Genomic DNA, 26,938 nt, shown 5'->3' with positions numbered 1-26,938 from the left:
CTGAGGGGCCGGGCAATTCGCAAGTTTGACTTTTCATCGACAGCAGGAGAACAATTCGTCCTAACTGAGGCTCTCGATGCCCCTTGAGGACTTGGAAAGTGTACGGCAGGTCAGTCGAATTCGCCTCGTGAAGATTGCAGCAAATTCACATTCTGGTAATATCTTTATCACATTGAAGTGATGACGTGTCGCTTCAAACGATGTCCGTATTTTATTCGACGTCATTTCCAAGCCACAAATTGGCCCTACGAAACTGATTTCGTTACGGAAGCCATTCCATTTCAGATAGTTGTGCTCAGTCGAGCATTCGCCTTTTATTCTTAATATTCATTATCCATTTCATTCCGGCGAACGTTTTATTGAGTCGGGGATTGATTCCTCATTTCAAACTTTCAATGTTGTCTTATTGGTGTTTTATGCGGTGCACGATTGCTTCGCTGGCTCTCCTGATTCTGTGGGTGAAAAGACTCGCCTGGAATCAGGCTTGGAATCGTCAAACTGACGAATCCGAAGAGCTGCCTGAAATTCTGAACGACCATCATACCTGCTTCTCTCAAAGTGTTTTTGAGAATCGGGCAGTATGGGGTGTCGATTTTGGGGTTTCAGTCGTGCGTCTTTCCTTGTGCGGATCGATTCTTCAGCGTCTTGATGAACGTCGTTCCGTCGTAGAAATTGGGTTATCACCCAGCTTTAGTACCTCCTGACAACTCGTTGCAAATCAACTTATTGCAAATCAATGGCCTTCTGAACGATTCAAACGGCGCAGCTTGATTTCACGAATTTGCTTGATTTCAAGGATTCTGCGATCTGGGTTCAGGTCTTGGGGAGACGTATCCAAACAAGGATGCAGCTATGCCCCCTTATGTCGCTGCTGGGATTGCACTTGTGGTCGGAGTTGCAATCGGCTTTTTTCTTGACCGCATGCGCATGGGAAGCGCCTATCGCAATCGCGATGAACTTCTTAAAGACGCAGAGCGCGAAGCTGAGAACATGCGTCGCACTCAAGAACTCGAAGCGAAAGAAGAGTTTCTCAAACGCCGCGAAGAGCTCGATAAAGAACTCGATCTCCACCGAGACAAACTCCGTCAGCAAGAACGTGTCCTCGATAAAAAAGAGAACTCGCTGGCTGATCATGAGGAGAATCTGAAGAAGCGGGAGCGAATGGTTGAGCAAACTCAAAACCGAATTGCTGACCGCAGCAAGCTAATTGAGAAGAAAGAATCTGACCTCGATAAGATTATCGAAGAGGAGCAGGAGAAGCTTTATACGATCAGTGGATTGTCCAAAGAAGATGCGACTGAGCGTTTGCTCATGCGTCTCGATAAGCAGTTGAAAAGCGAAACCGGAAGTTTAATTCTCAAGCATCAGCAACAGTTGAAGCAGGATTCCGAAAAGCTGGCTCGTGAAATTATCGGTATGGCAATTCAACGGTTCGCTTCTGATCACACTTCAGAAACAACTGTCTCGACGATCGACATCCCTAGTGATGAAATGAAAGGCCGGATCATTGGCCGCGAAGGTCGTAACATTCGAGCCTTCGAGAAAGAGACCGGCGTCGATGTGATTGTCGATGATACGCCCGGTGTGGTTGTCGTTTCAGCTTTCGACACCGTTCGTCGAGAGATCGCCAAAATTTCGCTCAACAAGCTGATTCAGGATGGTCGGATTCACCCAGCCCGGATTGAAGAAGTTGTAACCGAAACGAAAACGGAGATGGATGAGCGGATCATGGATCTGGGGCATCGTGCTGCCGATGAAGCAGGCGTTCCAAACTTGCATGAAAAACTCATCTATCTGATGGGACGCTTGAACTTCCGTGTCAGTTACAGCCAGAACGTGTTGCAACACTCCATCGAAGTGGCTCACTTAACTGCAATGATGGCTGAGCAACTTGGACTCGATGCAGACATTGCCCGACGTTGTGGGTTCTGTCACGATATCGGAAAAGCAGCAGACCATGAAATGGAAGGGGGACACCCCGCCATCGGTGCTGACTTCCTCAAGCGTTACGGTGAAGGGGAAGAAGTTGTCCACGCTGCGGCTGGTCATCATGATGATATCCGACCAGAGTACATTTATACTGTGCTGACGGCAGCCGCCGATGCCTGCTCTGCTTCACGTCCAGGCTCTCGTCGTGAAACTTTGGAGAAGTACATCAAACGACTGGAAGAACTCGAAGCAATTGCCTGCGGTTTCCCCGGCGTCAACGAAGTGTACGCAATTCAGGCGGGCCGTGAAGTCCGTGTGATTGTCGATCCGAAAAGGGTCAAAGACCGTGAAGCTGCGAAGATGGCTCGCGACATCGCTCAGGCAGTCGAAGAAACGATGACTTATCCAGGCGAAGTGAAAGTTGTCGTGATGCGAGAGATTCGCACAATCGGAGTCGCACGCTAACACGAAACGATCGTACGAAACGGTCGCGCGACGTTTGTTATCTATCAATCAACAAGGCGATCGACGCACATCGCGTCGATCGCCTTGTTTGCTTGAATCATCCACTTTGGGTGTGGTTTCCCTCTCCTGGTGACTCACCGGGGGCTAAATCGAAACTGAAGACCATTTCAAAAATTGCTCGATAGCTAATCTAACATTTGTCTTAACAGTGCTGTCTCGTGGTATCAGCGTATGGACTTGTGAAAACGTACTTCGCGGACAAGAGAAGCATTGGAAATGCTCTAGTTTGCTGGCTTGACCCAGTCTGGGCTGTCGTTCTCTTTCTCTGAGGAGGCGGGGTCGATTTTTGGGATTGGAGCAGCATCGAGAGCGATTTGTTCGTTGAGTTGATTCGGCGGTGAGAAGCTCACCACGTGAGGAACCTTGCTGTATTTCAGTGCAGCAGCTCCGGTCGTTCCATTTCCAATTTCTTCTTTCAGCTCGCCGCTTCGGAATGGGCCAGTTCCAGCGAGGTACCAGTTATTGTCTTGAGACTGAGCTAGGCTCATTCCACCTTCTCCGAGTGCGCGGCCTGACTTTGTTTCGAAAGCGACAATCCCCAGCTTAGCAGTACCAAGCTGGCTCTTCTTTTCAGCGATACGAATTTCCGGAAGTGTTACGACACCGGGCAGGACAACTTCAGGAAGTCCGAGGAAAGAATCGGACGAAAATGTCCCGACGGCTCCACTTCGAATTTCGACGGTGACGGCACTTTTATCGGCAGAATCGACCAGTAAGCCACCCGCTTTCAAGATGCGATGCCGCACCGATGCAACCACGTAGGGCTTGTCGGTACATTCAATGTACTTCTCGTTCAGGAAGACTGTGTGGCCGTGAAACGGAGTGAAGTCAATCTTGTCCAGTGATTGATCCACCGCGTTGGCGATGAGTAGCTGTTCGGTGGAAGTCCTTGCTGTGTTAGAGGTTTTGGCGGCAGTGCACCCCAAAAGGCAACACGACATGAGTGCAAGAAAGCTACAGTATCGAAGTATCATCGTCTCTCCTTGGTGGGCGTATCGTCTCCGCCCGAGAACCCGCATCGGTGAATAATGGATTGAAATTGAAGAGTTGGCCACTTGAAGTTCAGGGCTTGAGAATCAAAAGGCAACTCTCTTTTTCGTCTACACGCATCCATTTAGCGGGTCAAGTTCAATTTTGAGGATGTTTTAGAGGCTTGGCAGACGCAGTTTCAGTCATGGTTCTCTATGGAATTCAGGCTTTGGAACTCGCTACAAACGACGGGTTTCGCAGGGTCATTCGCACCTCAGTGGAACGGCGTCCTGCCGGAAAATGAAAAAACCCCGCTTCAACAATTGTTGAAGCGGGGCGGGTCGATCACGCGTTCAAATCAGAGTCAGCATTTCCTATCGACCAGACATGTTCATCTGGAGTTGTTGAGTGAAGTTGTTGAAACTGTTGTTCGCCTGACCAGGAGTCTGGTACTTCGGTTGATTGCAGTTTGCAGCCTGTTGTGCAAGCCGGCTTGGGATTCCTTGGTCAACAACCGAAATGGCTGCTTCGATGTCGGCATCGTAATCAGTGCTGTTGCTGTTCTTTTCAGTTGCTCGAACGAGGAGGTCTGGAGTCACTCCTGAACCAGCCATTTCGCGTCCTGCTGGAGAGTAGAACTTGGCAGTGGTCAGTTTTAACAGTCCTGAAACTGTCTGGAGTGGGAAGTGTGTTTGCACAGTTCCTTTTCCGTATGAGTGTCGACCGACGACAACGCCTCGTTCATTCTCCTGAATCGCAGCTGCGAAGATTTCACTGGCGCTTGCCGATCCATCATCCACAAGAACAACCAACGGGATGCTCCATGTTTTTTCTCGTGTTGCAGTTTCGGAAGTGTTGTCCGAGTAGTTTCTTCCTTTTGTGGAAACGATTGTTCCGCAAGGAAGGAACAGGTCTGAAACTTCGATGGCCTGATCCAGTAATCCGCCGGGGTTTCCTCGCAAGTCGAGGACGAGTGATTTCATTCCCTGGTTGTGAAGAGACCACATCGCTGCTTCCAAATCTTTTCGTGATGACTCAGAGAACTGTTTGAGTCGGACGTAACCAACCTTTTTGATGTTGTCCAACATTTCAGTTCCAGTGACACTACTCACGTAGATTCTTTGGCGAGATAACTGTCCGCGGTATCGTTGTCCGTCGCGTTCGATGTCGAGTGTGATTTGGGTTCCCAGTGATCCACCCAGCTTTCCGGCAACTGTGTTCAGTCCCAATCCTCGAACTGACTGGCCATTCACTGCGACGATCAAGTCACCTTTCTTAAGTCCGAGGCCTGAGGCGGGGCTGTTCTCCACAACACCGACCAGGATTGCTCCCATTGGATGGGTTTCGAGTTCAACGCCGATGCCGACGATGTTCTCTTCAAGGCTCGCAGTTTTACGGTTTTCCAATTCTGCTCCGGGAGCAAAGGCTGTCGATTCAGGCATGAATGATGAGTATTTATCGAGTGCGTCGATTGTTCCATTCATGAATTCGAGAGCAACAGCTTCTCGGCGAACCCCCAGTTGTCGGTTGACCAGTTCAGCCGACCATTGCATTAAACCGACTGCCTCAGTGGCGTTTCGAGCAGGTTGAGAGTTCATTGTTTGTGATAACTCAGCTTGAACCTGACGGATTGCAGTTGACTGCGAGGACAAGTTGTTTGCTCTCTGGAAGTCAGGATTATCTAAGGCGAGGATCAAGTTGTTTAAGGAAGCCTTCATACGGGTTTCGTATGCAGGAGGGTTCACGTGCTTGGCGTCGATCATTCGTGACGCTTCGTGGTACAAGCTGGTCAACTCTTGCATTGATGTGGTGCGTAAGAATCCGAGCATTTTCGGATCAGTGTTGCGTGACGAAATTTTCACCTGCGGATCAGTAGGCTTGTTGTTGCCTAAAATTTCTCCTCCCGCAGGAGTTTGCGGTGATTGAGGAGCAGGCTGGTTGTACTGAGGAATTGTTGTTGGTTGTTGGTATTGCGGAGCTGGTTGCTGGTACTGCGGTGCTGGTTGGTATCGAGGTGTAATCGGTGTGTAAGTTGGGTGAGTTTCACGTGGCGTCGTTGACGGAACGAACGCTCGACCTGGAACCACCGCGGTCTTGATGAGGTCCACATCCTCGCGGGCCAACGGCATTCCCTGATCAGTAGGGAAGACAGTATGAGGAACTCGTGAAGTCAGTGGTGAAGAGACGTCGTGGTTGGAGGAGGTAGCAGTTGCGAACTGTGGTTGTGGGCTTTGTGTGATTGTTTCATCTGCTTGAGTTGGGGAACTCATCAGAAGAACAAACAAAGCCAGGTTGAGTGTGGTCAGTTTTGAGATCGTGTTGTTAAGTGAAGCTTTCATCTTGAACTTGCTCCTATAGCATGAGGTTTTTTGAGATATTAAATGGGATTGTTGATTTTGGCGCTTAAGATTTAACGGTTGCTTCTGGTGCAACGAATGTTTCAGGAATTCGTGTTTCGTTATCTGCGATGAGTTGCGCGAGTTCGCCTCGAAGAACTCGAGTTGTTGACGGGGCGTCAATTCCGATCTTCACTTTGCCTCGCCCGGTTGATATCACCTTGATGACAATCGAGTCGCCAATTTGAATCGTTTCGTGTTTTTTACGAGTAAGAACTAACATCTTTTTCTCCATATCCTTGGAAATTTTGTCAAGATTTGTCGTTTCATGGCTGCTGATTGGTCTTGACATCAATCTTTGCCTGACATGAGATATCTAATGCACGGACCGTGCCAAAAGTCAGTCAGAGAAATGTGATTTGGTTTTAAGTCTTTATTTAATGGCTATTTGTGTCTAAATTCAATGTATGCGAAAAGAGTTTGATCCGCGCCGGGTGACCCTTTTCTTGTAAGGCATGCAATTCTGGAGTGTCGCGGACCGCGAGGTTACAAAATGAAATGCGGTCAAAATGAATCGTTCGGCAAGTTCCGCCGTATTGGTGAAGTTTAACGTGTTGCGAATCTGGGACAGTTGCGTAAGTGTTACGGAACTCATGTTCAGTGGTTTGGCCGCACTTCATTCTTACTTTGCTCTTTGGGCGGGCAAGAGGGCGAGAGAAAAATTTTAAAATAAATTCAAGAAGTCGATGCCCAGTGCCATTAAATTTTGAACTTTGCTCAACGGCCAGCAGGCACGCGTTGATCACTGAGTGAACTTCAGTGATTATACGGATGAACCTGATAGCTGTTCTGAAGAGTGTGGAGCGAATTGATTGTGAGTGTTCGAACGCTCGTGCACTTTGGATTGAGATGTGGCATCACAAGTCAAACCGGAGTCAGGCCAGTAAAGCAGTCAGGCCAGTATGGCGATTTGCAGTGACGTTGAGTGACGTTGGTTGAAAGAGCAGGATGAATCTTCGCGTTGGTTTAGGACATGACACACATCGACTCGAACACGGCAAGCGGCTGGTGATCGGAGGAGTCGATATTCCGCATACGCATGGTCCGGTGGCCCATAGCGATGGAGATGTTCTCCTGCATGCACTGACCGATGCCGTTCTCGGGGCGTTGGGGTGGGGAGACATCGGAGAATGGTTTCCCGATACCGATGAGATGTTTCAGGGAGCTGACTCTGCAGAGCTCTTGAACCAGGTGATGCAGAAAGTTCAGGCGAGTGGCTGGGAAGTTGGCAATGCCGACTGCATCGTCTTCGCACAAAAACCGAAACTGTCGGCTTATAAAAAAACGATCAGTGAAAAGATTGCGGAGCTCTTGTCTGTTGATTCGGAGAACATCAACGTGAAGGCAAAAACCGGAGAAAAGGTGGGCCCTGTCGGAAGAGAAGAAGCGATCTGCGCAGAAGTCGTCGTGCTGCTCACTCGCTCGTGACAACACGACGCTTGCGCGTGATACCTCACTTCGAATGTTTTTTTACAAACTTCAGAAGCAGCGGGAAAGCCGGGCCAGCCATGCCGCCATGGTTATATCCATCCAGCTCAAAGAGTTCTGTATCTGGATGGCCGACCACCTGCATCATTCTCCACATGTAAGCGTTCTCTTCATAACGGCCGAGAAGTTCGAGATCACGATCACCGGTAATCAGCAAGAGCGGTGGAGCGTCCTTGCGAATATGAAATAGCGGTGCCATCTCGTCAATGATCGGTTGCTTGCCATCGATCCCCTGCTCCGCACGGGCTGTGAAGTGTGTGATCGTGTGACCGCTGAACGGGATCAGCCCAGTGATATTGTCCGCGTCAATCTGATACGCCTTCAGCCATTTTTTATCGAGACCGAGCATGCTCGTTAAGTATCCTCCAGCAGAGTGCCCGCTTACGAAAATTTTCTTGGGGTTCCCGCCATACTTTTCGATGTTACGAAATGTCCAGGCGACAGCAGCTGCAGCATCATCGATGCAATCATTCACCTTGACGTTTGGACTCAATCGGTAATCCACAGTCACAACGGCGATTCCCGACGATTTCAGTTGCTCCGGTAGTTTCCTCTTTCCGCCGGTGAGTCCTCCTCCATGAAACCAGACGACCGTCGGAAAGTTTTTTGCGTCCACGGGGGTATAGATGTCCAGCCGGCACATCTTCTTCATTCCGTCCGTCACGTCATCCCCTGTGCGATAGAGGACTCCCTCTTCAATCTGGTAAGACGAAGTGGCGGCCGGCCTGTTTTGAGCATTCAGGGACGCGCATGATAATAAAACGAGAGCAGCAAAAATGGTTCGAGAGAGCATCTGGGCCTGACTGGATTTCTAGGGATCGTTGACTGATTTTAAAACACTTCGTATGACATTTCGGGATCGACTGTCAACGATGTGGAGAACGATCTTAAAGACATTGTGCTGAACCAACGCTCATAACACTGCGGTTGCTGAGTCTCTGAGATTGCCTTTAAGCGATAAGGGCGAGAGAGTGAGGATATCAGGCATTTCAAATGTTCATCAGAGCATGTTTAACGCATTTATCGCAAATTCACGATTGCTCTGGAGGCATATCGCTGCATCTTGGGCGGTCGTTTACCTTCCCCAGTGACTCACCGGTGACTAAATCGACACTGAACACCAATTCGAAAGATGCTCTATTTCACATGAAAAATACTTCGAGAGAACGAATCAAGCCAATGGTGGGGTGCCTTCGATGAGGCGTTGGAGTAAGACTTCGCTGATGCGGCCTTTGAAGCGTGTTTTGCCGTCCACCTGAATGACAGGGATCTCTTCACCGAGTCGCTCTTGAAGATCGTGATCGAGATCAATGTCGACTTCGGTGGTTGGTGGCAGCCAGCGGCGATACGCTCCGAGGAGTTCTGCCGCTTCGTCGCACAACGGGCATCCGCTGCGTGTGTAGAGAACGATCGTTCGAAAACGTCGTCCAGAGTATGTGGGGCGCCAAGTGGTTTGTGCGTGAGATCGATTCCACAACAGCCAAATCCCCAGCCCGAGCATCCCGGCGAAGGTCATCCCCCAGATCGGAGCGTGCGCTGTCAGAGGGTGGCTGAGCCTTCCGGTAAAAGTTCCGTTTTGTGATTCCAGCAACAGGTACATCCCTGTTGCTCCGAGAAGAATAAACGCAGTTCCAATGAATACAGGGGCTCGAAGGTTTGACATATCTATAGAACACTTTCGCGTCGCTTGTGCCTGCGTAGAACGCATTTTGCCTGCAATATTGTTGATCGAGACGAGGCCGAGACCGGTCACCAGTCCGAGTCACTCATTCGAAAAATGTGATTGCCTGAGCCAGCCGAATGGTACAGATTTTTTAGAACCAGTCCGAAAACCTCTGGAATCACTGCTTTTCTCAATGCTTGAGAGAGCAATTTCAAGTTTTAGGATCAGTTCTAAATTTTGAGCTCGGTTCATTCCCGCGATAAATTGTGCTGCAGGAGACGAATGTGATTTTAAATTCGAAACGATTCTCTTGAGTGCCGATCGGACATTAAAAGGAGTCTTCCCAGTCGTTTCTTTCATCGACCAGCTGACGAAGGATTTCAGGGGATTGTTTGGCGGCATCGTTTTTTTCTTCGAGATCGCTTTCGAGATTGAATAGCTTCCAGGGGTTTGTCGGTTTTTCGCGAACAATTTTCCATGCACCCTTGCGCAACGCAGCGTGTCTCTGGTACTGAAAATAGAACGATTCGTGAGGCGACTTGGCTTGTTGAGTGAGAGTGGGTAACGGGTTCTTTCCATCGTACACAACATCGGCAGGTAAGTGCGTGTTTGCCAGTTGGGCACAAGCGACCATGAGGTCGGGTGACCAGAGTGGCTCATCGATGATCGTTCCGGCTTCAATTTTTCCGGGCCATCGAACCATCGCTGCCACGCGCAGCCCGCCTTCCCAACAGGTTACGCCGCCACCCCGCAGCGGCGAATTGATGCCGACATCGAGCCCTTCGCGGTTCAGGCGGAACGCTCCGTTGTCGGAAAAGAAAAAAACGAACGTTTGGTTCTCGACCTTTGCGGCTTCCAGTGAGTCGAGTACGCGGCCGATTGCTTCATCGAGAGAAGTCACGACAGCGTAATAGCGTTTCTGTGGGTCTGTTTCATCCGGCCCAAATTCATAAGGATCAAACGCCCGATCAGGAGCTTGCCATTCAAACTTTTGTCCCGGCAGTTTGTTCTTCTTGTTTGGGAAATGCGGAGAGTTAAAGGGGAGATAACAAAACCAGGGGGCATCTGCTTTTGACTTTCGTTTGATGAAATCGATAGCAGCGTCAGCGAAGAGGTCGGTTGCGTACTCACCGTCGGCATCGAATTCTTGAATCCCTTTGAAGAGATCGTGCTTGCCGTTGTAGATGTGGTGATAGTAATCGATGTTCCCTGAAGCATGGCCGAGGAACTCATCGAAACCTCGTTCAGTCGGTCGTGATCCCGGTGCGAATCCGATATTCCATTTCCCGAAACATCCGGTGTTGTATGGAATCGGCGACTTCTTCAGCACATCGGGAATGAGAATTTCGCTTTGATTAAGTCCGACTCCGTAGTTCCCTGCGAGTCCGCCCAGTTGGTTCGTTAATCGATGTCGTTGTGGGATTCGCCCGGTCAGTAAACAGGCACGCGAAACGGTGCATGTTGGCGAAGCGGTATAGAAACTGGTGAGACGGGCACTCTCCTGTGCAAGTTCGTTCAGCCGCGGAGTGACGATCGGAGAGTCCGGGTTGTAGCAAGCTAAATCTCCGTACCCAAGGTTATCTGCTGTGATGATCAGAATGTTCGGCGGCTGGGATTCCGCTTGCAGGGAGTCTCCTCCGAACATCAGGCTGAACAGGCACGCCAACAATAGCTCGGGGATCATTCGGCTCATTTTTTATTTCTTCGGTCTGGTCATTCAATCAAGACGGATTCATTTTTTGAGAGGTGACTCACGCAGTGCGGGGCGACAACGAAGCTTTTGAGGTGGTACGACGGGATTGAAGTCCCGCCGTACGTGATCCACCTTTCTTCGAAACGAAGAGGCTTACTTCACCAATTCGTTCCATGCATTTCGGTTTTCGTGCATCGCAGCGACGATGTCTTTCGGGACTACTCCATCTTCAAGCAGTGCCCAACCGGTGAAAGAGGGGGCGTTTGTTTCTTTCAGTAATGGAAACAATTCTTTCCAGGGGTATTTCTCATTTGTTAAATCATGAATATGAATTGTCCCCATGCGGTCTTTCAACAGATTGTAATTGTGTTCCAATCCTTCGCCGACGAGGTCTGTCGGGTTGCAGTTCCAGCAGACAGCAACGTTGGGGTTGTCTGCGATGTCCATGATCGACTTCATGTGCGGGATTTCGCTCGTTCCTCGTCCGTGGACTTCGACACGAATCTGTACGTTGTGCTCCCCTGCAAACTTGCCAACTTCGTTGAGCGATTTCCCGATTTGCTCCAATGTCTTTTCGACTGGAACATCTTTAGGGAACCCGTTCGGGCGGACTTTCACTCCACTGCCGCCGACATCCTGGCAGAGTCGAACAAAGGCTTTTGTCTCTTCGATGTTTTTCTTGACAACAGCTGGGTCGGCAGCGTGGTACTCACACGCACTTCCCAACCCGACGAGAGTCACATCGCTATCTGCGAACTGTTTTTTGACCTCTTCGCGACGTTTCTTGTCGAGGGTGATTTCGACACCATGTTTGTGAGTGCTGCGAAGTTCGACGCCAGCGAAACCCGTTTCCGAACAGTTCTTGATGACCGTTGGAACGTCCCAGTCTTTCCCCCAGTTGTAGGTGACAAGTCCCAGCTTGAGCTTGTTTGCGGCGGGTTGATTGGTAACAAAACTGACATTTCCAGTTGCCTGGCCTCTTCGTGAATTGCGTCGATTCCGTCTGCGCTCAGAGGCAAGACCAACGGAGGGAATCAGAACGGAAGCGGCGGCAGCTTTGATGAAGTCGCGACGTTGAAGCGGCATGAGGTACCTTTTGTCGTGGAGTTGAAAAAGTTCAATTGAATTAGAGCATCTTCAATGCTTGTTGTGCCTGTGAAGTTCACTTACATGATTTCATAGACTGCTCGCCACACGGCAGAACGTAGAGACCAATGTTGAATTTGCTCACTCGATTTTGAGGAAGTGACGATCCAGAGGTTTTTGAGCCAGTACCAGTTCAATGATTTAAGGGGACACCAAAATCCTTGGCGGACAGCTGTTGGTGGTTTGCTGAGAGCGAACTACTGAATCACCATTTCCAGGTTGATAATAATTTCTTTGAGTTTTGGGTGATTGGTTGTCAGGACAATTTTTCCTTGAGAGTCTTTTCGCCATACGCCAGCAGGACTTCCTGGGGGGATTTCGAGGTTGAGAGTGTAACGGTGCCTTGTGGCTGTTTCACTGTTTTCGGCAGCTTCGAAATCGACAGTGATGAAGTTCGGTTGAATCTGTGAGTCGAGAATTTTTAACTCCTCCTCAAACGGTTCGACCATCATTGTCAGGCGGTGCTTCTTTCCTTTCTTTTCAGAAACCCTGCCAAGATTGAGCAATCGCTTCCCAGCCATCCAGCCAGAAGCAATAATCGCGATGGGGCCTGTGCGGCTTCCAGTGACGTTTAAGACAATTTTTGCGTACTTGTCCAAACTCGTTTTCACAGTCACTGTTTCGCGGAATTTACCAGCCTCATCTGGTGGGTTGTATTCTCCGATCAATTCGAAGCCTGATTTTGCATTTTGCGCTGCCAGATCTTCTGGCAACATCGGCTTGCTGGTGAATGTCAGGCGATCTGATGTTGTCTCGATTGAAGTGATTTCAAAGGAGTCGTGGAGGCCAGTCGAGATCCCTCCCCCAATTTTGGTGGGTCGCCCACTGGGGACATTGGCGAGAATCCAACCGTTTTCCGGGTTGATGTTGATTTCGGAAACCATTTCGCCTTCGACACGCAGTTCAAGTTTTTCGTTGGCAGGGTCATTTGTCCAGATGACCGCTCCCTGACCGAATGGTCCCATCGACTTGGGGGTCCACTCCAAGTGGATCTTTGCTTCGCCACCAACAGGGACTTCCTCATCCTGAAGTCCGCTGACGGTACATTTGCATTGAACTTGCCCTTTGGCCAATTTGAGAGGAGCCTCTCCTTCGTTTCGAATGATAAAGTTGTGCGTGCCAGTTTGCCCAAGAGCCATTGCGCCAAAGTCATGGACGAGTGATTCAATCACAACCTTTGGTTGAGGCCCTTCGGTGGTCGGAGTAAACGGGTTAATGTTGTGGACGCCATCTTCCGTTGGGGTATCAACGGGGGCGTCGGGAGGGAGGGCTTCGGTTTCCTTCTCATGAACTGTTGTGGGGGCCGAATCTGCCAGCCACAGCACGATTCCCAAGGAGAGAAGCAAAGTGAACATGACGGCTGCAATTTGGGCGATTTTCATATTGCACCTCTTCTTCAAGTAAAGTTAATAGTTGATAAAAAATAGAAATACGGAAAATGAATTTTAAGTGGTCTTGGCTGCAGGTCAAATCGAGTCGATTATTCGACTGAAGCATCTGGCCCGACAGCAGCAAATCGCATGGAAAAATAATGAGACTCAAGGATGGCGCGGTCTCCTGTTTCTCGAACTCTCTTCCAGAGTTTCGCCATCATCTTTTGAATATGATCTTGCTGTGTTTCTTCGTTGATGAGATTCTGCATTTCGTAGGGATCATCATCGAGGTTGTAAAGTTCGTCGAAGTCGAATCCGTTGAAGACGAACTTCCAAGGGCCTTCCCAAAGGATTCTTTGCATCAACGGAAATCGTGTTCCATGGTATTCAGCGTAGCCCGTTTGGAAGCTTTCCAAGATATCATCGGGTGAGTGAAGCAGTGATTTGAATGAATTGGAATCAGTGGAGTTCATCGACTCTGCCTGTCCCAAATCGTTCAGCGTGACGCCAACATCTCCGATACTTACGAACGCCTCGCATGTTTTTCCGGAGGCGACTTCGGGGCCAGCGACAATCAGCGGGATGCGATAGATTTCTTCAAACGCTCCAAAGTTGTGAGCATCAAAACCGTGCCCGCCGACGTATCGACCGTGGTCAGCGAGGAAGACGACAACGGTATTTTCGAGCTGGCCTGCCTTCTCGATGGGAGCGAGAAGCCGCGGCAGCAAGGAATCGATCTCTGTGATTCGCCCGAAGTAGCACCTTCGAGCTGCCTTCCAATGTTCATCTGAAAGATTCGCTCCGATCTTTCGTTGGCGTTGATAGAAATTGGGGCGATCCGAGAGGTCATCTTGAAAATTGACCGGTAACGGGATGTCGATCTCTGCGTATTGGTCCCATGTCTCCCGACCGACGACAAGTGCTTCGTTCGGCTCAGAGAAGCTGACACAACAACACCAGGGAGACTGCTCTGTTGTCGCTTTTTGTAGATAGTCTTCAGCATCAAGGACGGTCGTGCCGGGGTAGCGTTCAAGGAGCGGCGTATCTGTAACGCCCCAGTGCAAAACTGTGCGGTATCCTTTCGGGCCACTCACTTCGCCCCGCAAAGCTTCATCGATTTGAAGACTTTGTGGACCACGGTCTCCGCGACCAAGTCCTTTGACGTGCTCAGCTCCTTTGACGACACTTTCCTGCCATCCGAAATTTGCAACTTCGTTTGTCCGTTCGATGTGCCACTTCCCAAAGTATCCGGTCGAGTAGCCCGCGTCGGAAAGTTGCTGAGCGAAATGCGGGTACTGTGTTCGAAGAACGGATTGGTCTTCATCGCGACCATGCTCCACTTCGAGGACACCATGGTTATGCGGCAACAGCCCGGTCATTAAACTGGCTCGTGCTGGTGAGCAAGTTGGGCATGTTGTGTGAGCGTTTTTGAATCGGACTCCTCGATCGGCGAGGGAGGTCAGGTTTGGTGTGAGGCACGGATGATTCGGCTCAACAGCACCCGCCTGCATTCCATCGGCGATTACGAGCAGGATGTTCGGTTGGTTCATGATGGCTAGCCGGTGAGCCCCAGACATGGAGTCTGGGGCAATATGAAAGTCACAATATTCAGGCCGATCTCAATTCGGGCCGAGGTTTGTTCAGGCTGATGTCAGACGAACAGCTTCGGCGAGATCGACGGTTCCTTCGTAAATCGCCCGTCCGGTAATTGCACCGATCAAATTGGGATGCTCCTTCGAAATCGCATTCAGCTTGGTGATGTCTTCCATTGTGGTCACTCCTCCGGAAGCAATCACTTTGAGCCCCATCTCCGCAAGTTGCACGAAGTCCTTCAGAGTTCCATCGTCGATTCCCTGCATCATTCCATCGTTCGCAATGTTCGTGTAGATCACTGCTGCCAAAGGTAGTCCGACGTATCCTTTTGCAAGTTCCAAAGCAGAGGTCTTTGAGACGTCCAGCCAACCTTCGGTCGCAACCATTGAGTCTCGAGCATCGAGCCCCAGGCAAACTTGATTCGGAAATTTCTGTACGATCTCTTTGAACCAATCCGGTTCTTTGAGGGCCTGCGTGCCGATGATGACCCGGTTGAGGCCAACATCTTTGAGCATTGATTGCACGATCTCTTCGCTTCGAATTCCACCTCCCAGCTGACAGGGGATCTGCACCGCTTCCACAATTTTCCGTATGACATCGACGTTTGCCGGTTTGCCGGCTTTTGCACCATCCAGGTCGACAAGGTGCAGCCATTGGCCTCCTTCGTCTTCCCAGCGTTTCGCCATAGCGACAGGATCATCGCCAAAGATTGTTTCCTGGTTATAGTCTCCTTGTCGGAGCCGGACACATTTACCGTTTCTAAGATCAATTGCAGGCAGGATTTCCATCGATTCTACGTTCTTTTCAGATTCTGTTTTTCTGGAGCCGTTCGTTTGACAGCTTTGTGTTCATTTCGAACAGTACAGAATACTCGGTGAGACTCGGAACTTGAAGCCGCCTCAAGCCGAAGCCGTATAAGTTCATACCGAAAGAGCAAACGGCTGACCAATCGTTAGTGATGGACAATTCGGGAGAGATCAGCTTTCGAATTGGTGGTCAGGTTCTGCCTCGTGGCGAGCAGCGATTTTATTGATGAAACGCGTTCTTCACGGGGACGCGCTAGAGCAAACTGCTCTAGCATCCATCCATAAGAAGTGGATATCTTAAGTTCTCCTCGGGGAATCTCTGCGAGAGAGGCTTTTCATGGAACTGATCCTGAAACTTGAAATTGCTCTCTCACAAAGTTGAGAAAAGCGGCGATTCCAGAGGTTTTCGAATTCGGTTCGAAAAGTCATGCACAACTTCAGTGTGCATGTTTTATTATTTCGATCATGTTTCCGGAATTCAGATAGCGCACTGATTCTGGATTGGACGCAAAGATCCGTTTTGACTTTCGAGTACTCGCCTTCGGATCAGCGGCGACTGTTTGGTCCTCAAGGTTGGTTGCAGTTCACTTAGACTGTGATCGAGACACTCAGAAAACATTGCGCAGGAAACACTCATGCTTTCGATCGTCATCCCCGTTTTGAATGAAGAAGAATCGCTCCGAGAGTTGCATCGGCAGATTGTTGATGTGTGCCAGTCGAATGCGATTAACGTTGAAGTGATTTTCATTGACGACGGTTCGACCGATACATCGTGGTCGATTATCTCGGACCTGGCGGAAAAGGATCAACGAATTTCCGGGATACGCTTCCGTCGCAACTTCGGGAAAGCGGCGGCGTTAACAGCCGGGATGAATGCCGTCCGTGGTAACTACATCATGATGATGGACGCGGATTTGCAAGACGATCCCGCAGAGATTCCGAGTTTCCTTGCGAAAATCGATGAAGGGTACGATGTCGTCAACGGCTGGAAAGAGCGTCGGCTCGACCCTTGGCATAAAGTCTATCCGAGTAAAGTATTCAACTGGATGGTTGGCGCTTTAAATGGATTGAAGCTGCACGATCACAATTGCGGTATCAAAATGTTCCGGGTGGAAGTCCCGCGAGAAGTCCGCCTGTATGGTGAGATGCACCGCTTTATCGCTGTGTTGGCACATGCTCGTGGCTTCAAGGTTGCAGAGGTCCCGGTCCACCACCGTCCGCGTCAGTTCGGATATTCCAAGTATGGGGTCCGACGGTTCCTGCGCGGTTTCCTCGATCTGTTGACGGTCAAGTTTCTGACCGGTTTCGGGCAGCGACCACAACATATGCTCGGCGGAATCGGTCTGTTCTTCTTCGGGCTTGGTGTGCTCGGGCTGACTTATCTGGGAGTGCTCTGGATATTGATGAATACGCTCCATGTTTTTGAGCCAGCACCGATTGGTGGTCGTCCGCTGTTGTTGTACTCTGTCGCTTCGCTGTTGCTCGGAGCCCAGGGGCTCTCACTTGGCATGCTTGCAGAATTGATTGTCGCGAATACAGGTCGTGAGCGAGATACTTACAGCGTCTCCGATCGAACTCCATTTGTGGACCAGGATCGCCCGACCGTTGATGTTTAGCAGGGCTTTGTGACAGGCTCTGGCTGATGACATTGAAGTTGAACTGAATGCTTAATGGCATCCGGTCGAGTCTTCCTTGCACAGCTGGCTTTGAACATCTTCGATGTTTGTCGTGATGGAAGATCACTTTTGTGTTTTCGCAGATCAGCACGTCTTGTTGCTCATGCGCGCCGGATCTGAGGCGACGCGTGTTTCTCGCGAACCTTGAGGACCAGCTGATATTCTTTGAGTGCTTCTGCTCGTTTGGCTGCGGGTGGTGTTGATTGTTTAGCAGCCCCTCCGTTTTAAGCTCTGCGTTTGAAATCTTCACGCGCCCACCCTGAAGAATCCAGCCACCAGATTGGTGATGTGATGGAATCGGTGATATGATGAGAGGGAACCGTTCTGGGATGGTACAATTGCAAAAGCCACTCTGTATCGAAGCAGAACCCAATGGAGACAGGAATGCCTTTAAATCGTCCGAAACAACGAGTCCATCCTGTTGGAATCGACTTGGGAACGACGTATTCCTGCCTCTCGTATCTGACGCCGGAAGGGCAACCTGTCACGATCCCAAACACTGAGGGGGAGTTGACGACTCCATCTGTCGTCTTTTTTGATGGCGATGAAGTTGTCGTCGGTTCAGAAGCTCTGCGGAATTCAGTGACGAGTCCCGAACGAGTTGTTTTGCATGCCAAACGGCACATCGGCGATCCAAATAAGTGCTGGATCTTTGATGGGCATGTCTATCGCCCCAAAGAGATTTCCTCATTGATTATCCGGAAGCTTCTCGATGGAGCAGAGGAACGTCTGGGACGTGTTCGTCATGCTGTGATCACCGTTCCGGCTCAGTTCAGCGACGTCCAAAGACAAATCACCGTGCAAGCAGGGGTAGATGCCGGGCTGGAACGAGTGGACATTATCAATGAGCCGGTTGCAACCGCACTCTGTCACGTGTTGAGCGAAGGGATCTGGTTTGCTGAAATCGCTCAGGACCAAACTGTCCTTGTGTTCGATCTTGGAGGCGGAACCTGTGACCTCTCTTTAGTGCAGTACAACAAAGATGAAGTCAAGGTGATCGCTTCGGGCGGAGATTTGCAGTTGGGTGGACTCGATTGGAATCAACGGCTGGAAGACTTCGCTTGTGATGAATTTGTGAAGTCATCAACCAGCGATCCCCGGTTGGACTTAGAGAGTCAGCAAGGGCTTGCCATCGAGATTGAACAAGTCAAGCGGAGCCTCAGCGTTCGGCCTAAAGCAACGATTCTTGTCCAGCATGATGGGCGGCGAAAGAGCATTTTGATTGAACGCGAACGATTTGAATTGTTGACGAACGACCTCGTGAAGCGGACCGAAGAGATCACCAAAGAGATGCTCAAATCTCACGGGAAGGGCTGGGCGCACGTTGACTCTGTTCTGGTAACTGGTGGAGCTTCGCGGATGCCGATGATTCGGAATATGCTGCAGCGTATCAGTGGGACCACACTCAATACCACACTTCCCCCGGATCAATCGATTTCGCATGGAGCAGCGTTTTATGCGGGGATGTTGCTAAGCGGTCAATCGCTCGAAAAGTCTTCTCTTGATGAGTCTGCCTCGGCACGATTGCAAAAAATCAAACAACAAAGTGTGACTGGGCGTTCACTCGGAATTTTAATTCGTGATCCGGAAACAGGAGATCGCCGGCCGCACTACTTGATTGAAGCGAACACGCCTTTGCCCTGTGCGTATCGTCAAACGTTCGGGACTGTGGTCGAAAATCAGAAACGAGTTCATCTGCATATTGTCGAAAGTGGTGCGACGCTCGGGGAAGAATATGTTGAACTGGGAGACTGTTTGATCCATAGCCTCCCGGAAGAACTCCCGAAACGTTCGCCGATTGAAGTGACGATTCAATACGATGAACAAGGGCGGGTTCGTGTTCACGCAGTCGATCGGAAAAGTGGTCAGGTCGCTCGTACCACGATTCTTCGTGGAGGGGGAAAAACGTCTGATGATGACATCGATGTGCAAGCTCCAGTGGAAGAACAACCCTCGCAGTCGAAGCCTGACGAACCCGGAGATTTCAGTAACGCCTTTGAAGCCGACTTGCTCAAGATTGAAACTGAAGATATCGCCCCGTCGGTTCCAGAAGAGACTCCTGTAGAAAGTCGATCGCCGAAGAAACCGCGTTCAGCGGTTGACGCAAAACGGACTCGCAAATCGACACGACCACCAAAAATCTCAAGTTCCGTTTCTCTGGAAGAAGCAGAACGGCCGATTCCGTTATGCAACCGTTGTGGGAATATTCTCGAAAAAAGTGGGAACTGTCTCGAATGTGGGCGTTCTGGGGCGGAAAAATCTTCGAAAAAGAAATTGGCAAAGCGGAAGCAGTCGGAGGACCCGACCGAGCCGATGACCTCATCGCCGACTTCTCACAAACGCCCCCGGCATAAACCTCGGTAAGTCGTCCCTTCCTGACTGCCGAATTCTAGAGCGAATCCAACGTTTGTTATTACGTGCTGCCTCGTGGCGAACAGTCTCTGAAGTCGTCAAAGTGACCTGTCGTGGCATTATACGAGCATAGAAAATGGTCTGTGCTAGACTTCGAGGCGAGGTTGTTACCTTACGATGCGGCTTTCGCTGGCGTACTGCTTTCGGTTGTTTTCAATTGAAAACGGTTGAGAAGCGTCTGATCGCGAAAACAAAGACCGATTGCACGACCTTGCACGGTTGTTCACTTGTTGAGCCCTGCGGTTTGCTCCGAAGAGAGGGCATCTCGAAAGAGGAGGTAGACAGTTGCAAAATGGACGGATAGAATAAAATCCAGAGAAGTGCTACCAGATTTAGCACTCCACCCACCTGAATTTGTTCGTGTTGTTGTTGCTTCCCACCTTTTTCAACAATACGCAATTCACCCCACCACTCACGATATGGCTATACGTGATCAATGACGTTTAGTGTAGCACCGTGTGTGACCTTCCCACCGAGTAGCCTGCCATGCCTCTCACAAAACAATCCTCAACATCTTCGCGCGACGACATCTTGCGCAAGAAATCCTCGCGTCATGGAATGATTATCAAAACAATTGTTGCGATTCTTGCAGCAACATCGATCACAATTCCCGTTGTCACTTTTGCCGTCGCTGAGAAGTTCCCGGTTGTTCCTGAAGAAGGGTTCGCCGTTGTCAAACGTGGATCGATGGAACTTGTGGTTACTCAAAGTGGTGAAGTCGATAGTGCCGACAACGATGTGATCATCAGCCAATGTGAGTGGAGCACACGAGTGATCTCCCTTGTCCCAGAGGGAACGTGGGTGGAAAAGGGTGATATCATTGCGGAACTTGATTCTTCCAGCATTAAAAAACGCTTTCAGGATCGTGCCGTTCTTCTCGTGAATGCCACTGCTCGTTTGGCCGATGCTCAAGAAGATCTGCGTATTCAAAAGCTGACGAATGAAAGCATCCTGGCTCGTGCGGAACTGCAACAACGGTTGTCGAAATTGCAGTTGGATGGGTACGTGGAAGCTGAGCATCCTCAAAAACTCAATCAACTCAAAGCTTCAGTCGCGCTGGCAGAAGAAGAACTCAACCGAGGTGAGAAGCAACTCGAATTCGTTGAAGACATGGTTCGACTCGGCTATCGATCACAGAGCGAACGAGACAGTGAACGCATCAACGTTTTGAAGCGAAAGCAAGCGTTAGAGCTTGCTAAGGATAAACTGAATGTTCTTCAAGACTTCAGCTACGATCGGAATCTGACTCGGCTCGAGGCGATTGCCGTCGAGGCAGAGCGAGAACTTGAACGGGTGAAGATGGCTGCCTCGGCATCGATTCTACGCCGTGAAATTACTGTTCGTTCCCGAGAGCGATCATATCGAATTTATAAGGACTATCAGGATCGTCTGGAGAAAAATATTGCAGCCTGCACGGTTCGAGCAAGCAGATCAGGTGAACTGATTTACGCTCGAACAAGTTCCAGATCAACCTCACGCATCGATGAAGGAAGTTCGATGCGGTACTTGCAACCCATTGCAAAGATTCCAGATCGGGATCGTCTGCAGGTGAAGTTACGGTTGCACGAATCAAACATCCGATTGATGCGCATCGGTTTACCAGCGATCATCGAGATTGACGCTGCCGGACAGGGCCGTTATCAGGGGCACATCAGCCATCTTTCGACTGTTCCCCTTGCTGGACTCTATCCTAACTATCACCTCCGTGAATATCGCGTGACGGTGGATGTCGATGTTGATCCCGAATTGGCTCGCACAATCGCTCCCGGGATGACAGCGAAAGTGAACATCATCGCAGAGCAGCGACAGTCAGCCATTCAGGCACCGGTTCAGTCAATCGTTGAAGTCGGTGGGGAGCACCTTGTCTTCGTACGCCGCGGCGACGAAGTCGAACACCGCACCGTCGAGGTTGGAATTTCCAGCGACAACGAAATTGAAATTCTAAACGGTCTCGAAGAGGGCGAAGAGATTGTCCTCAAACCACGCGTCACCTGTGCACAACGAATCATCGCACTTCAAAAACAATCTAGTGGGACAGAAGAAGAGCGATTCTGGTTGAGCATGACTAATTAATGGAGCAGGCAGCACAAGTGTGGCTCGCTCGATTCCCGATGACTTAGCTTTTGTTTCGGAGTAGAGCAGTTCGTGCAGCCTGAAACGTACCTTCAAGTCGCAGAAGATACGAGAGAGCTTATTTGGGCTGGGAAAGGGCTTCGGTTCGTCTTCTCATCTGCTCGATCAACTCCTGAGTGTTCGGGAGTTGCGATGCGAATCGCTTCGAGGAATCAATCTTTTCTGAGCTCAATAACTCTTGCGCCCGCTTCAAGTGTCGTTCCGCGCCGACTCTGTTTTCTTCCAGGCATTTGACTCCACACGCTGCGAGTTTGATGAAACCTTTGATGAGATCAGCATCAGGTCCGCGCCGTTTCAGCGCAATCCAGACCTGTTCCCAAGCTTCATGTGCTTCCCAGTAGTAACCGTTCTCGAATAGAAACAACGCATGTTGGAACATGCTTTTTTCGTCGATCTCTTTCTGATCATGCTGACCGTATGAATGGCCTTGAGGATCGGAGAACGGATGCGGAGTCTTCCCCGGAATATGCGTGTACGGCGGAAGATGAAATGAGGGTTGCGACATCTCAGACGAACATTAGGGAGCCAATTTCCAGCTGGAATCTCAATTTGAGCGGAAAACTATGTCAGGGGATAACCTCATAATAGGTTATCAGAACTTGCAGTCCATCAGGAAGTAAAACTGATCAGCATCGCCTCGATTGGCTACATCAGGATTCGGGTTTTTCGTGACGGCATCGCCGTAGAAGAACCAGAAGTATCCAGCCTGGAGGGTGACGTTTTTGCTTGCAGCGTACGTGGCAACGAGATCAAGTTCATTCCCCAGATGTCGACTTGCCGTTGGAATGTTTCCTCCAAACGGAGCCCCTGCCACATTCCAGATGGCATCTTCAGCTTGTGCTTTGTCGAACCAGTGCCAAGCTGTGAGGAACGTTAGTTTCTCGGTCGGTTGTACTGAAACTTGTGCGCTGTAGTCGAGCAAGTTTTGACCCGAGAAGTTGTCGATCAGCCCCCAGTAGGCATGCCCCAACGGAAAGAGTGTGCTGACCGTGTTACTGGTTCCGTCGGTTGGGTCGTCATCACCCGAGCCCCAGAAGAAGACACCTGTGATTGTTGGCGACCAGGCGATTTGATTGAAGGTGAGTCCGGTGTTGGTCGAGATGAAACCCGCACGAACGTCTTTGACGGGACCAGCCCCGACAACATCCTTGCCGACCTGGAAGGCTCCCTCGTAGTCCCAACCCAGTGTCATCCACAAGTGACCACACTCATCATTCATCGGGATCTCGCCAGCGTATCGTAATCCAAATGTATGTCGATTGCCGTCGATACGGTCGGGTTGGTCATCATCTTCGTCTAGCCAGAGCCAGTACATGTCCAACGTCCCCATCGGGGCATTTTTGTAGGTTGTGTAGACTCCACTAAACCATCGACTTTGGTCTGGATTGTCGAAGCTGTGTGGACGGTTGATGTTTCCTGAAGCACCATTGACGGGCCGGGTTGCAAAAGCGTCAATCTTCCAAGCATCACTGGTATAGTAGAGTTTCGCCCCTTCAAAATTCCGAAACGTATTCGACCACGCCAGAGGTGAGATGAGGTGCTGCGAACCGTACTGTAAAAGCTGTCGACCTGTTCGCAGGCGAACTTTCTCGCCATATCCCGAGTCAAACAACTTTACATCGGAGTAGTACTGAAGCAGGTCAAAGCGATTTTGATCGACTGGAAGTAATGGAAGGTCGGCGTTAAACGTTGATCCGTCAATTCCTTCAACGTAAGCGGTGAACTCGTCGCCGTGTTTAAGTTCGAGGTACGGATTGAAACGCCATTGATTGTAGCTGCTCTTTCGACCAGTCGTCGGTGGTCGCAGGCGATTGGATTCATCGATGTAGCGGTATCGTAAAGCCCCACCGACGGAGTAGGTCCAGTTACCCCACTGTTGATTTTTGAGGCCACTCAATGGTGGGTCATCACTCAAAATTTGGCGACACCACCCAGGATTGTATTCGTGGTAAGAATCACAAGCGAGAGGCGGTCCAGGCAGGCAGTCTGTCTCTGTGATGTCACATTCAATTTCTGTGAATGTGATAGGACTGACGGCGTCGTCTTGGATGTCGTCAGCAAAAATCTCTTCTGGAGACGAAGGGATTTTCTGCTCAGCAGTGCTCTGCGCGAAGACTGAATTTTGCACAAGTGCTATCAAAGAAAAGAAATACAACACTTTCTGAAACATTACAGCACGCTCCAAACGCGAGGGTAGTCACTGATTCAGTAGAGCAAAACCTGAATTCGGAACGGTCACTCCGTTGAACGACCACAACTTCAATAGGCTTGTTCGGTATTGTTGAGGAAACGCACTTCTGATCGCTAAGGAGTACTCAAAAGCACGTTTGAAGGATCAAACTCAACGGCCACACTTGTATTGGAATCGGCGAAACCACCTCAGCCGTTGAAGTAGTTTCGATCGAGCGAACGATTGATTCCGCTGTTTTTAGAATAGGTCGTAATAACCGGATAATCGTTAAAACTGGAGCAGCGAGATGTGGCTTGGACAATCCCAATATTGGTCTGAGCGACCTGCCTCGTTGCGAGTCGTTCATGGAATTGTGAAGTTAGCCTTCAAGGGCGAGGCGAATTATGAATAGCCTTCGATTCCGGATAGTTTTCGGTAGAAGTGGCATCCGGGGCTGTTCACTTCGAAGACTCGACAGGTCGACGGTCGTTGATCGTAGAATCGGCACTGCTCTTTTTTTGCGTCGAGCCAAACACAGGGGCCATCAGTGGGGATCTCTCCGGCAGCGGACTGCTTCAAGTAAGCGGAGAGTAAATCACGAGGCTCTCCGCTGAGTTGGTCGAAGCGTTCGACGTCTTCCGCGAAAGAAGGGTCCTCTCGAAAGTGTGGGTTGAGCGATAACGCCACAAAGTCCGGTGGTGCACCTTGCACGTGGCAACAAACTCCACACCCATTGCACGATTCGACAATGGGGAAGTTGAATGATGAGTCCGACATGGGATGAATTTTGAAGGCGTTTTTTGTTTGCGAAGAAGCCTGCGTACGATCAATCAGTTTTGAAGCTTTTTCGCTACGCCTGTTACCTGATTCATGAGTGTGTTGTCGAATACGATCGTCCACTGCTCCGTGTCGGCAGCAGAGAAATCGGATTCGTACTTTTGAACCTGTGAAGAACTGTCAACGGCTTCGAAGGTAAACGTTTTGAGGCTGTCATTCCAGTCTCCGGTGAGCATTGACATGTTTCCCTGAGTGTCCAGGAATGTCATTGTGTATTTGTTACTGCGAGTGTTATATCCACGGTAAATCGTCCCACGTAACGCTCCTCCGGGAAGCTCAAAATCGTGTTTTAGAAAATAGCCGTTAAAGACCCACTTTCGCTCAGATGGGATTTTGAGGTCTGAATTGTTGAGCTGCGCCTCCCATTCACCGCTAAAGCGTGCCAACTCTTTCAGTTCCGGGACATTGGGGCTTGGCTGACCGAAGTCCTTTGAGTCTTGAGCAAGAAGAGACGCAGTGCCTGAAGATAGAATGGCAATGACGAATAGAAGCTGACGACTTTGTAGCATGACTCTCCCCCGATTCGAGTACGGTGTCGTGAGTATTCGATCGTACGAGGAAACGATGCCAGCTTCAAGCAGTTCTCGACTCACTGCTTGGTCGTGAGTTATAAATCAAGCAATTCAATGCCGATCTTTGAATAGACGGAAGCGCGCCATAGCAATTGTGTTGACGCAAAGATTGCTCTCACGACTTTATAGACTGCGGGCCGCGAGGCAGGACGTAAAGTCCCAGCTTTGCTCACTCTGGACGAATGTTATTCGCCGAGGATCTCTTTTAAGCGAGCGATTTCCTGGTTTTCTATGTCAACATTCACATTCGACAGTTCCAGGAATCCTTGAATGAGATGACCGTGCCCTTTGCTATCGGGAGCGATTGCAACGGTCTCAAAGTCCGGGCTCACTTTCAGCAAGCCATTTTGATAGTAGCTCAGTTGGTTGCTTGAAATCACCGGTGTCAGCATGATTGAACCTGCTGAGACAGCTTTATCGTTGGAGTCGTCGTTCACATTCACGTTTCCATTCACGTTCACATTGACTTGGCCGTCTGCATTGATCGTGATTTGAGTGGCGGACTCAGGAATCGTGACCACTGGTTGTAGAACGTATTCAGCCTCATGGTCGATGAGGGCGAGTTGTCGTTTCTTGTTCAGCGAGAATCTTCCTCGGCGAGTCAGGTAGTTTTGACCTTTCGAGTCTTGCACGCGGAACATGCCTGCTCCCTTGATCATCAAGTCAAGCTGTGTTCCAGCAGCGAATCGTTCTCCGAAATTGAAGTCAATTTCTTCGGTGACACCAGTGATGGTTGGGGCACCGTCGATGATTTCTTCAGTGAAACGTGGAACAATACGGATGTAGCCCAGTGTCGACACCATGAGGGCGTTTCTTTGGTGAATCGAAATCGCTTTTCTGAGTGCCTCTTTCAAACCGGGTGTCGCCTCTGCAGATTTGCTTTTCTGTGAAGCGTTTGGCGGAGCAGAAGGGGGCAGGATTAGCGACTCTTCACCAAGACCTGGGATCGGGCCGCCGATCATTTTCCACATTCGGATCACACCTGTTGCATCGTCAACATGCATGTCCTTAAGAGATTCGAACCAGACATCCCGCTGAGATTTAGGAGTGGTCGACAGTTCATCGTCAATCGCTTTTCGAACTGCGTTATGGTTCTTGCTTGGAACCGTCTCGATCGGAGCTGCATTTTCGATGTCGAGAGGATTAGGTTCCTCAGCTTCAGGCGTTGGGGCTTCTTCGATTTCCGTATAAATTTGATCAGAGACAACTGATGCAACTTCATCCAGGTCAACCGTTTCCACTGCGATGGCGTTCGCTAAAGGAGAGTCTGCAGGGAGCTCTTCATCGTGTTCATATTGGTTCGAATTGTAGATTGGCTTGAGAGGTTCCTCGGGATAATACGGATACTGGGACGATGTCTCTCCCAGGTCGTAGGACATTCCATTTGGAGCAACTTCCTTAACTGGAAAGGTTTGCGATATCGGCGCGGAATGAGTCCGGACATCTTTCCAGATAGAAATATGTCCCAGGATGACTCCCAGAACAATGCCAAAAATGGTCCCAGAAAGGAATGTTGAGCGGGACGAACTCATGACAGCCTCCTTGCGGCCACGAGGA

General features: G+C 50.0%; 20 protein-coding genes. 5 read left to right on the top strand and 15 right to left on the bottom strand.

The features are described from left to right. Positions 1 to 852 precede the first annotated feature (852 nt). On the top strand, positions 853 to 2,394 hold the full coding sequence (gene rny, locus Mal48_RS18590) for a ribonuclease Y (protein ID WP_145203108.1): 1,542 nt from the start codon (positions 853 to 855) through the stop codon (positions 2,392 to 2,394). Between the two features lie 281 nt (positions 2,395 to 2,675). On the opposite strand, the gene Mal48_RS18585 is transcribed toward rny, so the two are convergent. The 3 genes from Mal48_RS18585 to Mal48_RS18575 form a co-directional block, all read right to left on the bottom strand. Continuing rightward, complete coding sequence (locus tag Mal48_RS18585; protein ID WP_197441822.1) at positions 2,676 to 3,428, bottom strand: DUF6655 family protein; 753 nt, start codon at positions 3,426 to 3,428, stop codon at positions 2,676 to 2,678. Positions 3,429 to 3,797: 369 nt separating this feature from the next. Continuing rightward, the gene (locus Mal48_RS18580) at positions 3,798 to 5,762 is read right to left on the bottom strand and encodes a S41 family peptidase (protein ID WP_197441821.1); all 1,965 of its coding nucleotides are present in this window, start codon (positions 5,760 to 5,762) and stop codon (positions 3,798 to 3,800) included. A 64-nt stretch (positions 5,763 to 5,826) separates the two neighbouring features. Next, positions 5,827 to 6,042 (bottom strand): carbon storage regulator, encoded by a 216-nt coding sequence (locus Mal48_RS18575; protein WP_145203098.1) that lies wholly within the window; start codon positions 6,040 to 6,042, stop codon positions 5,827 to 5,829. Between the two features lie 725 nt (positions 6,043 to 6,767). On the opposite strand from Mal48_RS18575, the gene ispF reads away from it, so the two are divergent. Further along, positions 6,768 to 7,247 carry a 2-C-methyl-D-erythritol 2,4-cyclodiphosphate synthase gene (gene ispF / locus Mal48_RS18570; protein WP_145203095.1) on the top strand — a complete coding sequence of 160 codons (480 nt, stop codon included), beginning with the start codon at positions 6,768 to 6,770 and terminating at the stop codon, positions 7,245 to 7,247. 25 nt (positions 7,248 to 7,272) lie between these two features. Here ispF and Mal48_RS18565 read toward each other — a convergent pair whose 3' ends face one another. From Mal48_RS18565 to hisA, 7 genes are all read right to left on the bottom strand, one after another. Then, positions 7,273 to 8,100: an alpha/beta hydrolase gene (locus tag Mal48_RS18565; RefSeq protein WP_145203092.1), complete on the bottom strand. Its 828-nt coding sequence runs from the start codon at positions 8,098 to 8,100 to the stop codon at positions 7,273 to 7,275. A gap of 378 nt (positions 8,101 to 8,478) precedes the next feature. Then, positions 8,479 to 8,970 carry a glutaredoxin family protein gene (locus Mal48_RS18560; protein ID WP_197441820.1) on the bottom strand — a complete coding sequence of 164 codons (492 nt, stop codon included), beginning with the start codon at positions 8,968 to 8,970 and terminating at the stop codon, positions 8,479 to 8,481. A 328-nt stretch (positions 8,971 to 9,298) separates the two neighbouring features. Next, on the bottom strand, positions 9,299 to 10,663 hold the full coding sequence (locus Mal48_RS18555; protein ID WP_145203086.1) for a sulfatase-like hydrolase/transferase: 1,365 nt from the start codon (positions 10,661 to 10,663) through the stop codon (positions 9,299 to 9,301). 153 nt (positions 10,664 to 10,816) lie between these two features. Next, entirely contained in the window at positions 10,817 to 11,749 is a 933-nt protein-coding gene (locus Mal48_RS18550; protein ID WP_145203083.1) for a sugar phosphate isomerase/epimerase family protein, read from the bottom strand. Between the two features lie 257 nt (positions 11,750 to 12,006). After that, positions 12,007 to 13,191 (bottom strand): DUF1573 domain-containing protein, encoded by a 1,185-nt coding sequence (locus tag Mal48_RS18545; protein WP_145203081.1) that lies wholly within the window; start codon positions 13,189 to 13,191, stop codon positions 12,007 to 12,009. A 98-nt stretch (positions 13,192 to 13,289) separates the two neighbouring features. Further along, the gene (locus Mal48_RS18540; RefSeq protein WP_197441819.1) at positions 13,290 to 14,732 is read right to left on the bottom strand and encodes a sulfatase-like hydrolase/transferase; all 1,443 of its coding nucleotides are present in this window, start codon (positions 14,730 to 14,732) and stop codon (positions 13,290 to 13,292) included. A 90-nt stretch (positions 14,733 to 14,822) separates the two neighbouring features. Beyond that, entirely contained in the window at positions 14,823 to 15,563 is a 741-nt protein-coding gene (gene hisA, locus Mal48_RS18535; protein ID WP_145203076.1) for a 1-(5-phosphoribosyl)-5-[(5-phosphoribosylamino)methylideneamino]imidazole-4-carboxamide isomerase, read from the bottom strand. 653 nt (positions 15,564 to 16,216) lie between these two features. Here hisA and Mal48_RS18530 point away from each other — a divergent pair. The 3 genes from Mal48_RS18530 (at position 16,217) to Mal48_RS18520 (ending at position 21,742) form a co-directional block, all read left to right on the top strand. Continuing rightward, on the top strand, positions 16,217 to 17,197 hold the full coding sequence (locus Mal48_RS18530; protein ID WP_145203073.1) for a glycosyltransferase family 2 protein: 981 nt from the start codon (positions 16,217 to 16,219) through the stop codon (positions 17,195 to 17,197). A gap of 444 nt (positions 17,198 to 17,641) precedes the next feature. Beyond that, positions 17,642 to 19,621: an Hsp70 family protein gene (locus Mal48_RS18525; RefSeq protein ID WP_197441818.1), complete on the top strand. Its 1,980-nt coding sequence runs from the start codon at positions 17,642 to 17,644 to the stop codon at positions 19,619 to 19,621. Positions 19,622 to 20,155: 534 nt separating this feature from the next. Further along, complete coding sequence (locus tag Mal48_RS18520) at positions 20,156 to 21,742, top strand: HlyD family efflux transporter periplasmic adaptor subunit (RefSeq protein ID WP_145203066.1); 1,587 nt, start codon at positions 20,156 to 20,158, stop codon at positions 21,740 to 21,742. 118 nt (positions 21,743 to 21,860) lie between these two features. Here the strand turns inward: Mal48_RS18520 and Mal48_RS18515 are convergent, their stop codons facing one another. The 5 genes from Mal48_RS18515 to Mal48_RS18495 all read right to left on the bottom strand — a co-directional run bounded on the left by Mal48_RS18515 (position 21,861) and on the right by Mal48_RS18495 (position 26,913). Continuing rightward, positions 21,861 to 22,307 carry a DUF309 domain-containing protein gene (locus tag Mal48_RS18515; RefSeq protein WP_145203063.1) on the bottom strand — a complete coding sequence of 149 codons (447 nt, stop codon included), beginning with the start codon at positions 22,305 to 22,307 and terminating at the stop codon, positions 21,861 to 21,863. A gap of 87 nt (positions 22,308 to 22,394) precedes the next feature. Further along, positions 22,395 to 23,972 carry an alginate export family protein gene (locus Mal48_RS18510; protein ID WP_145203060.1) on the bottom strand — a complete coding sequence of 526 codons (1,578 nt, stop codon included), beginning with the start codon at positions 23,970 to 23,972 and terminating at the stop codon, positions 22,395 to 22,397. Positions 23,973 to 24,374: 402 nt separating this feature from the next. Continuing rightward, the gene (locus Mal48_RS18505; protein ID WP_145203057.1) at positions 24,375 to 24,749 is read right to left on the bottom strand and encodes a YkgJ family cysteine cluster protein; all 375 of its coding nucleotides are present in this window, start codon (positions 24,747 to 24,749) and stop codon (positions 24,375 to 24,377) included. A gap of 53 nt (positions 24,750 to 24,802) precedes the next feature. Further along, positions 24,803 to 25,402: a DUF1579 family protein gene (locus Mal48_RS18500; protein ID WP_197441817.1), complete on the bottom strand. Its 600-nt coding sequence runs from the start codon at positions 25,400 to 25,402 to the stop codon at positions 24,803 to 24,805. 164 nt (positions 25,403 to 25,566) lie between these two features. Further along, positions 25,567 to 26,913 (bottom strand): flagellar hook basal-body protein, encoded by a 1,347-nt coding sequence (locus Mal48_RS18495; protein ID WP_145203051.1) that lies wholly within the window; start codon positions 26,911 to 26,913, stop codon positions 25,567 to 25,569. Between the last annotated feature and the right edge of the window lie 25 nt (positions 26,914 to 26,938).

The sequence above is a fragment of the Thalassoglobus polymorphus genome, assembly GCF_007744255.1.
GTDB lineage: Bacteria > Planctomycetota > Planctomycetia > Planctomycetales > Planctomycetaceae > Thalassoglobus > Thalassoglobus polymorphus.
The sequence above is the reverse complement of the archived record's forward strand: the minus strand, read 5'-3'. Positions and strand labels throughout refer to the sequence as shown.

What these genes read in the sequence shown, in the direction of transcription:
- rny (WP_145203108.1), top strand. Translation starts at nt 853, where the DNA reads ATGCCCCCTTATGTCGCTGCTGGGATTGCACTTGTGGTCGGAGTTGCA.
- Mal48_RS18540 (WP_197441819.1), bottom strand. Translation starts at nt 14,732, where the DNA reads ATGAACCAACCGAACATCCTGCTCGTAATCGCCGATGGAATGCAGGCG.
- Mal48_RS18580 (WP_197441821.1), bottom strand. Translation starts at nt 5,762, where the DNA reads ATGAAAGCTTCACTTAACAACACGATCTCAAAACTGACCACACTCAAC.
- Mal48_RS18520 (WP_145203066.1), top strand. Translation starts at nt 20,156, where the DNA reads ATGCCTCTCACAAAACAATCCTCAACATCTTCGCGCGACGACATCTTG.
- Mal48_RS18585 (WP_197441822.1), bottom strand. Translation starts at nt 3,428, where the DNA reads ATGATACTTCGATACTGTAGCTTTCTTGCACTCATGTCGTGTTGCCTT.
- hisA (WP_145203076.1), bottom strand. Translation starts at nt 15,563, where the DNA reads ATGGAAATCCTGCCTGCAATTGATCTTAGAAACGGTAAATGTGTCCGG.
- Mal48_RS18505 (WP_145203057.1), bottom strand. Translation starts at nt 24,749, where the DNA reads ATGTCGGACTCATCATTCAACTTCCCCATTGTCGAATCGTGCAATGGG.
- Mal48_RS18560 (WP_197441820.1), bottom strand. Translation starts at nt 8,970, where the DNA reads ATGTCAAACCTTCGAGCCCCTGTATTCATTGGAACTGCGTTTATTCTT.
- Mal48_RS18515 (WP_145203063.1), bottom strand. Translation starts at nt 22,307, where the DNA reads ATGTCGCAACCCTCATTTCATCTTCCGCCGTACACGCATATTCCGGGG.
- Mal48_RS18510 (WP_145203060.1), bottom strand. Translation starts at nt 23,972, where the DNA reads ATGTTTCAGAAAGTGTTGTATTTCTTTTCTTTGATAGCACTTGTGCAA.
- Mal48_RS18565 (WP_145203092.1), bottom strand. Translation starts at nt 8,100, where the DNA reads ATGCTCTCTCGAACCATTTTTGCTGCTCTCGTTTTATTATCATGCGCG.
- Mal48_RS18550 (WP_145203083.1), bottom strand. Translation starts at nt 11,749, where the DNA reads ATGCCGCTTCAACGTCGCGACTTCATCAAAGCTGCCGCCGCTTCCGTT.
- Mal48_RS18575 (WP_145203098.1), bottom strand. Translation starts at nt 6,042, where the DNA reads ATGTTAGTTCTTACTCGTAAAAAACACGAAACGATTCAAATTGGCGAC.
- Mal48_RS18530 (WP_145203073.1), top strand. Translation starts at nt 16,217, where the DNA reads ATGCTTTCGATCGTCATCCCCGTTTTGAATGAAGAAGAATCGCTCCGA.
- Mal48_RS18555 (WP_145203086.1), bottom strand. Translation starts at nt 10,663, where the DNA reads ATGAGCCGAATGATCCCCGAGCTATTGTTGGCGTGCCTGTTCAGCCTG.
- Mal48_RS18495 (WP_145203051.1), bottom strand. Translation starts at nt 26,913, where the DNA reads ATGAGTTCGTCCCGCTCAACATTCCTTTCTGGGACCATTTTTGGCATT.
- Mal48_RS18545 (WP_145203081.1), bottom strand. Translation starts at nt 13,191, where the DNA reads ATGAAAATCGCCCAAATTGCAGCCGTCATGTTCACTTTGCTTCTCTCC.
- Mal48_RS18525 (WP_197441818.1), top strand. Translation starts at nt 17,642, where the DNA reads ATGCCTTTAAATCGTCCGAAACAACGAGTCCATCCTGTTGGAATCGAC.
- ispF (WP_145203095.1), top strand. Translation starts at nt 6,768, where the DNA reads ATGAATCTTCGCGTTGGTTTAGGACATGACACACATCGACTCGAACAC.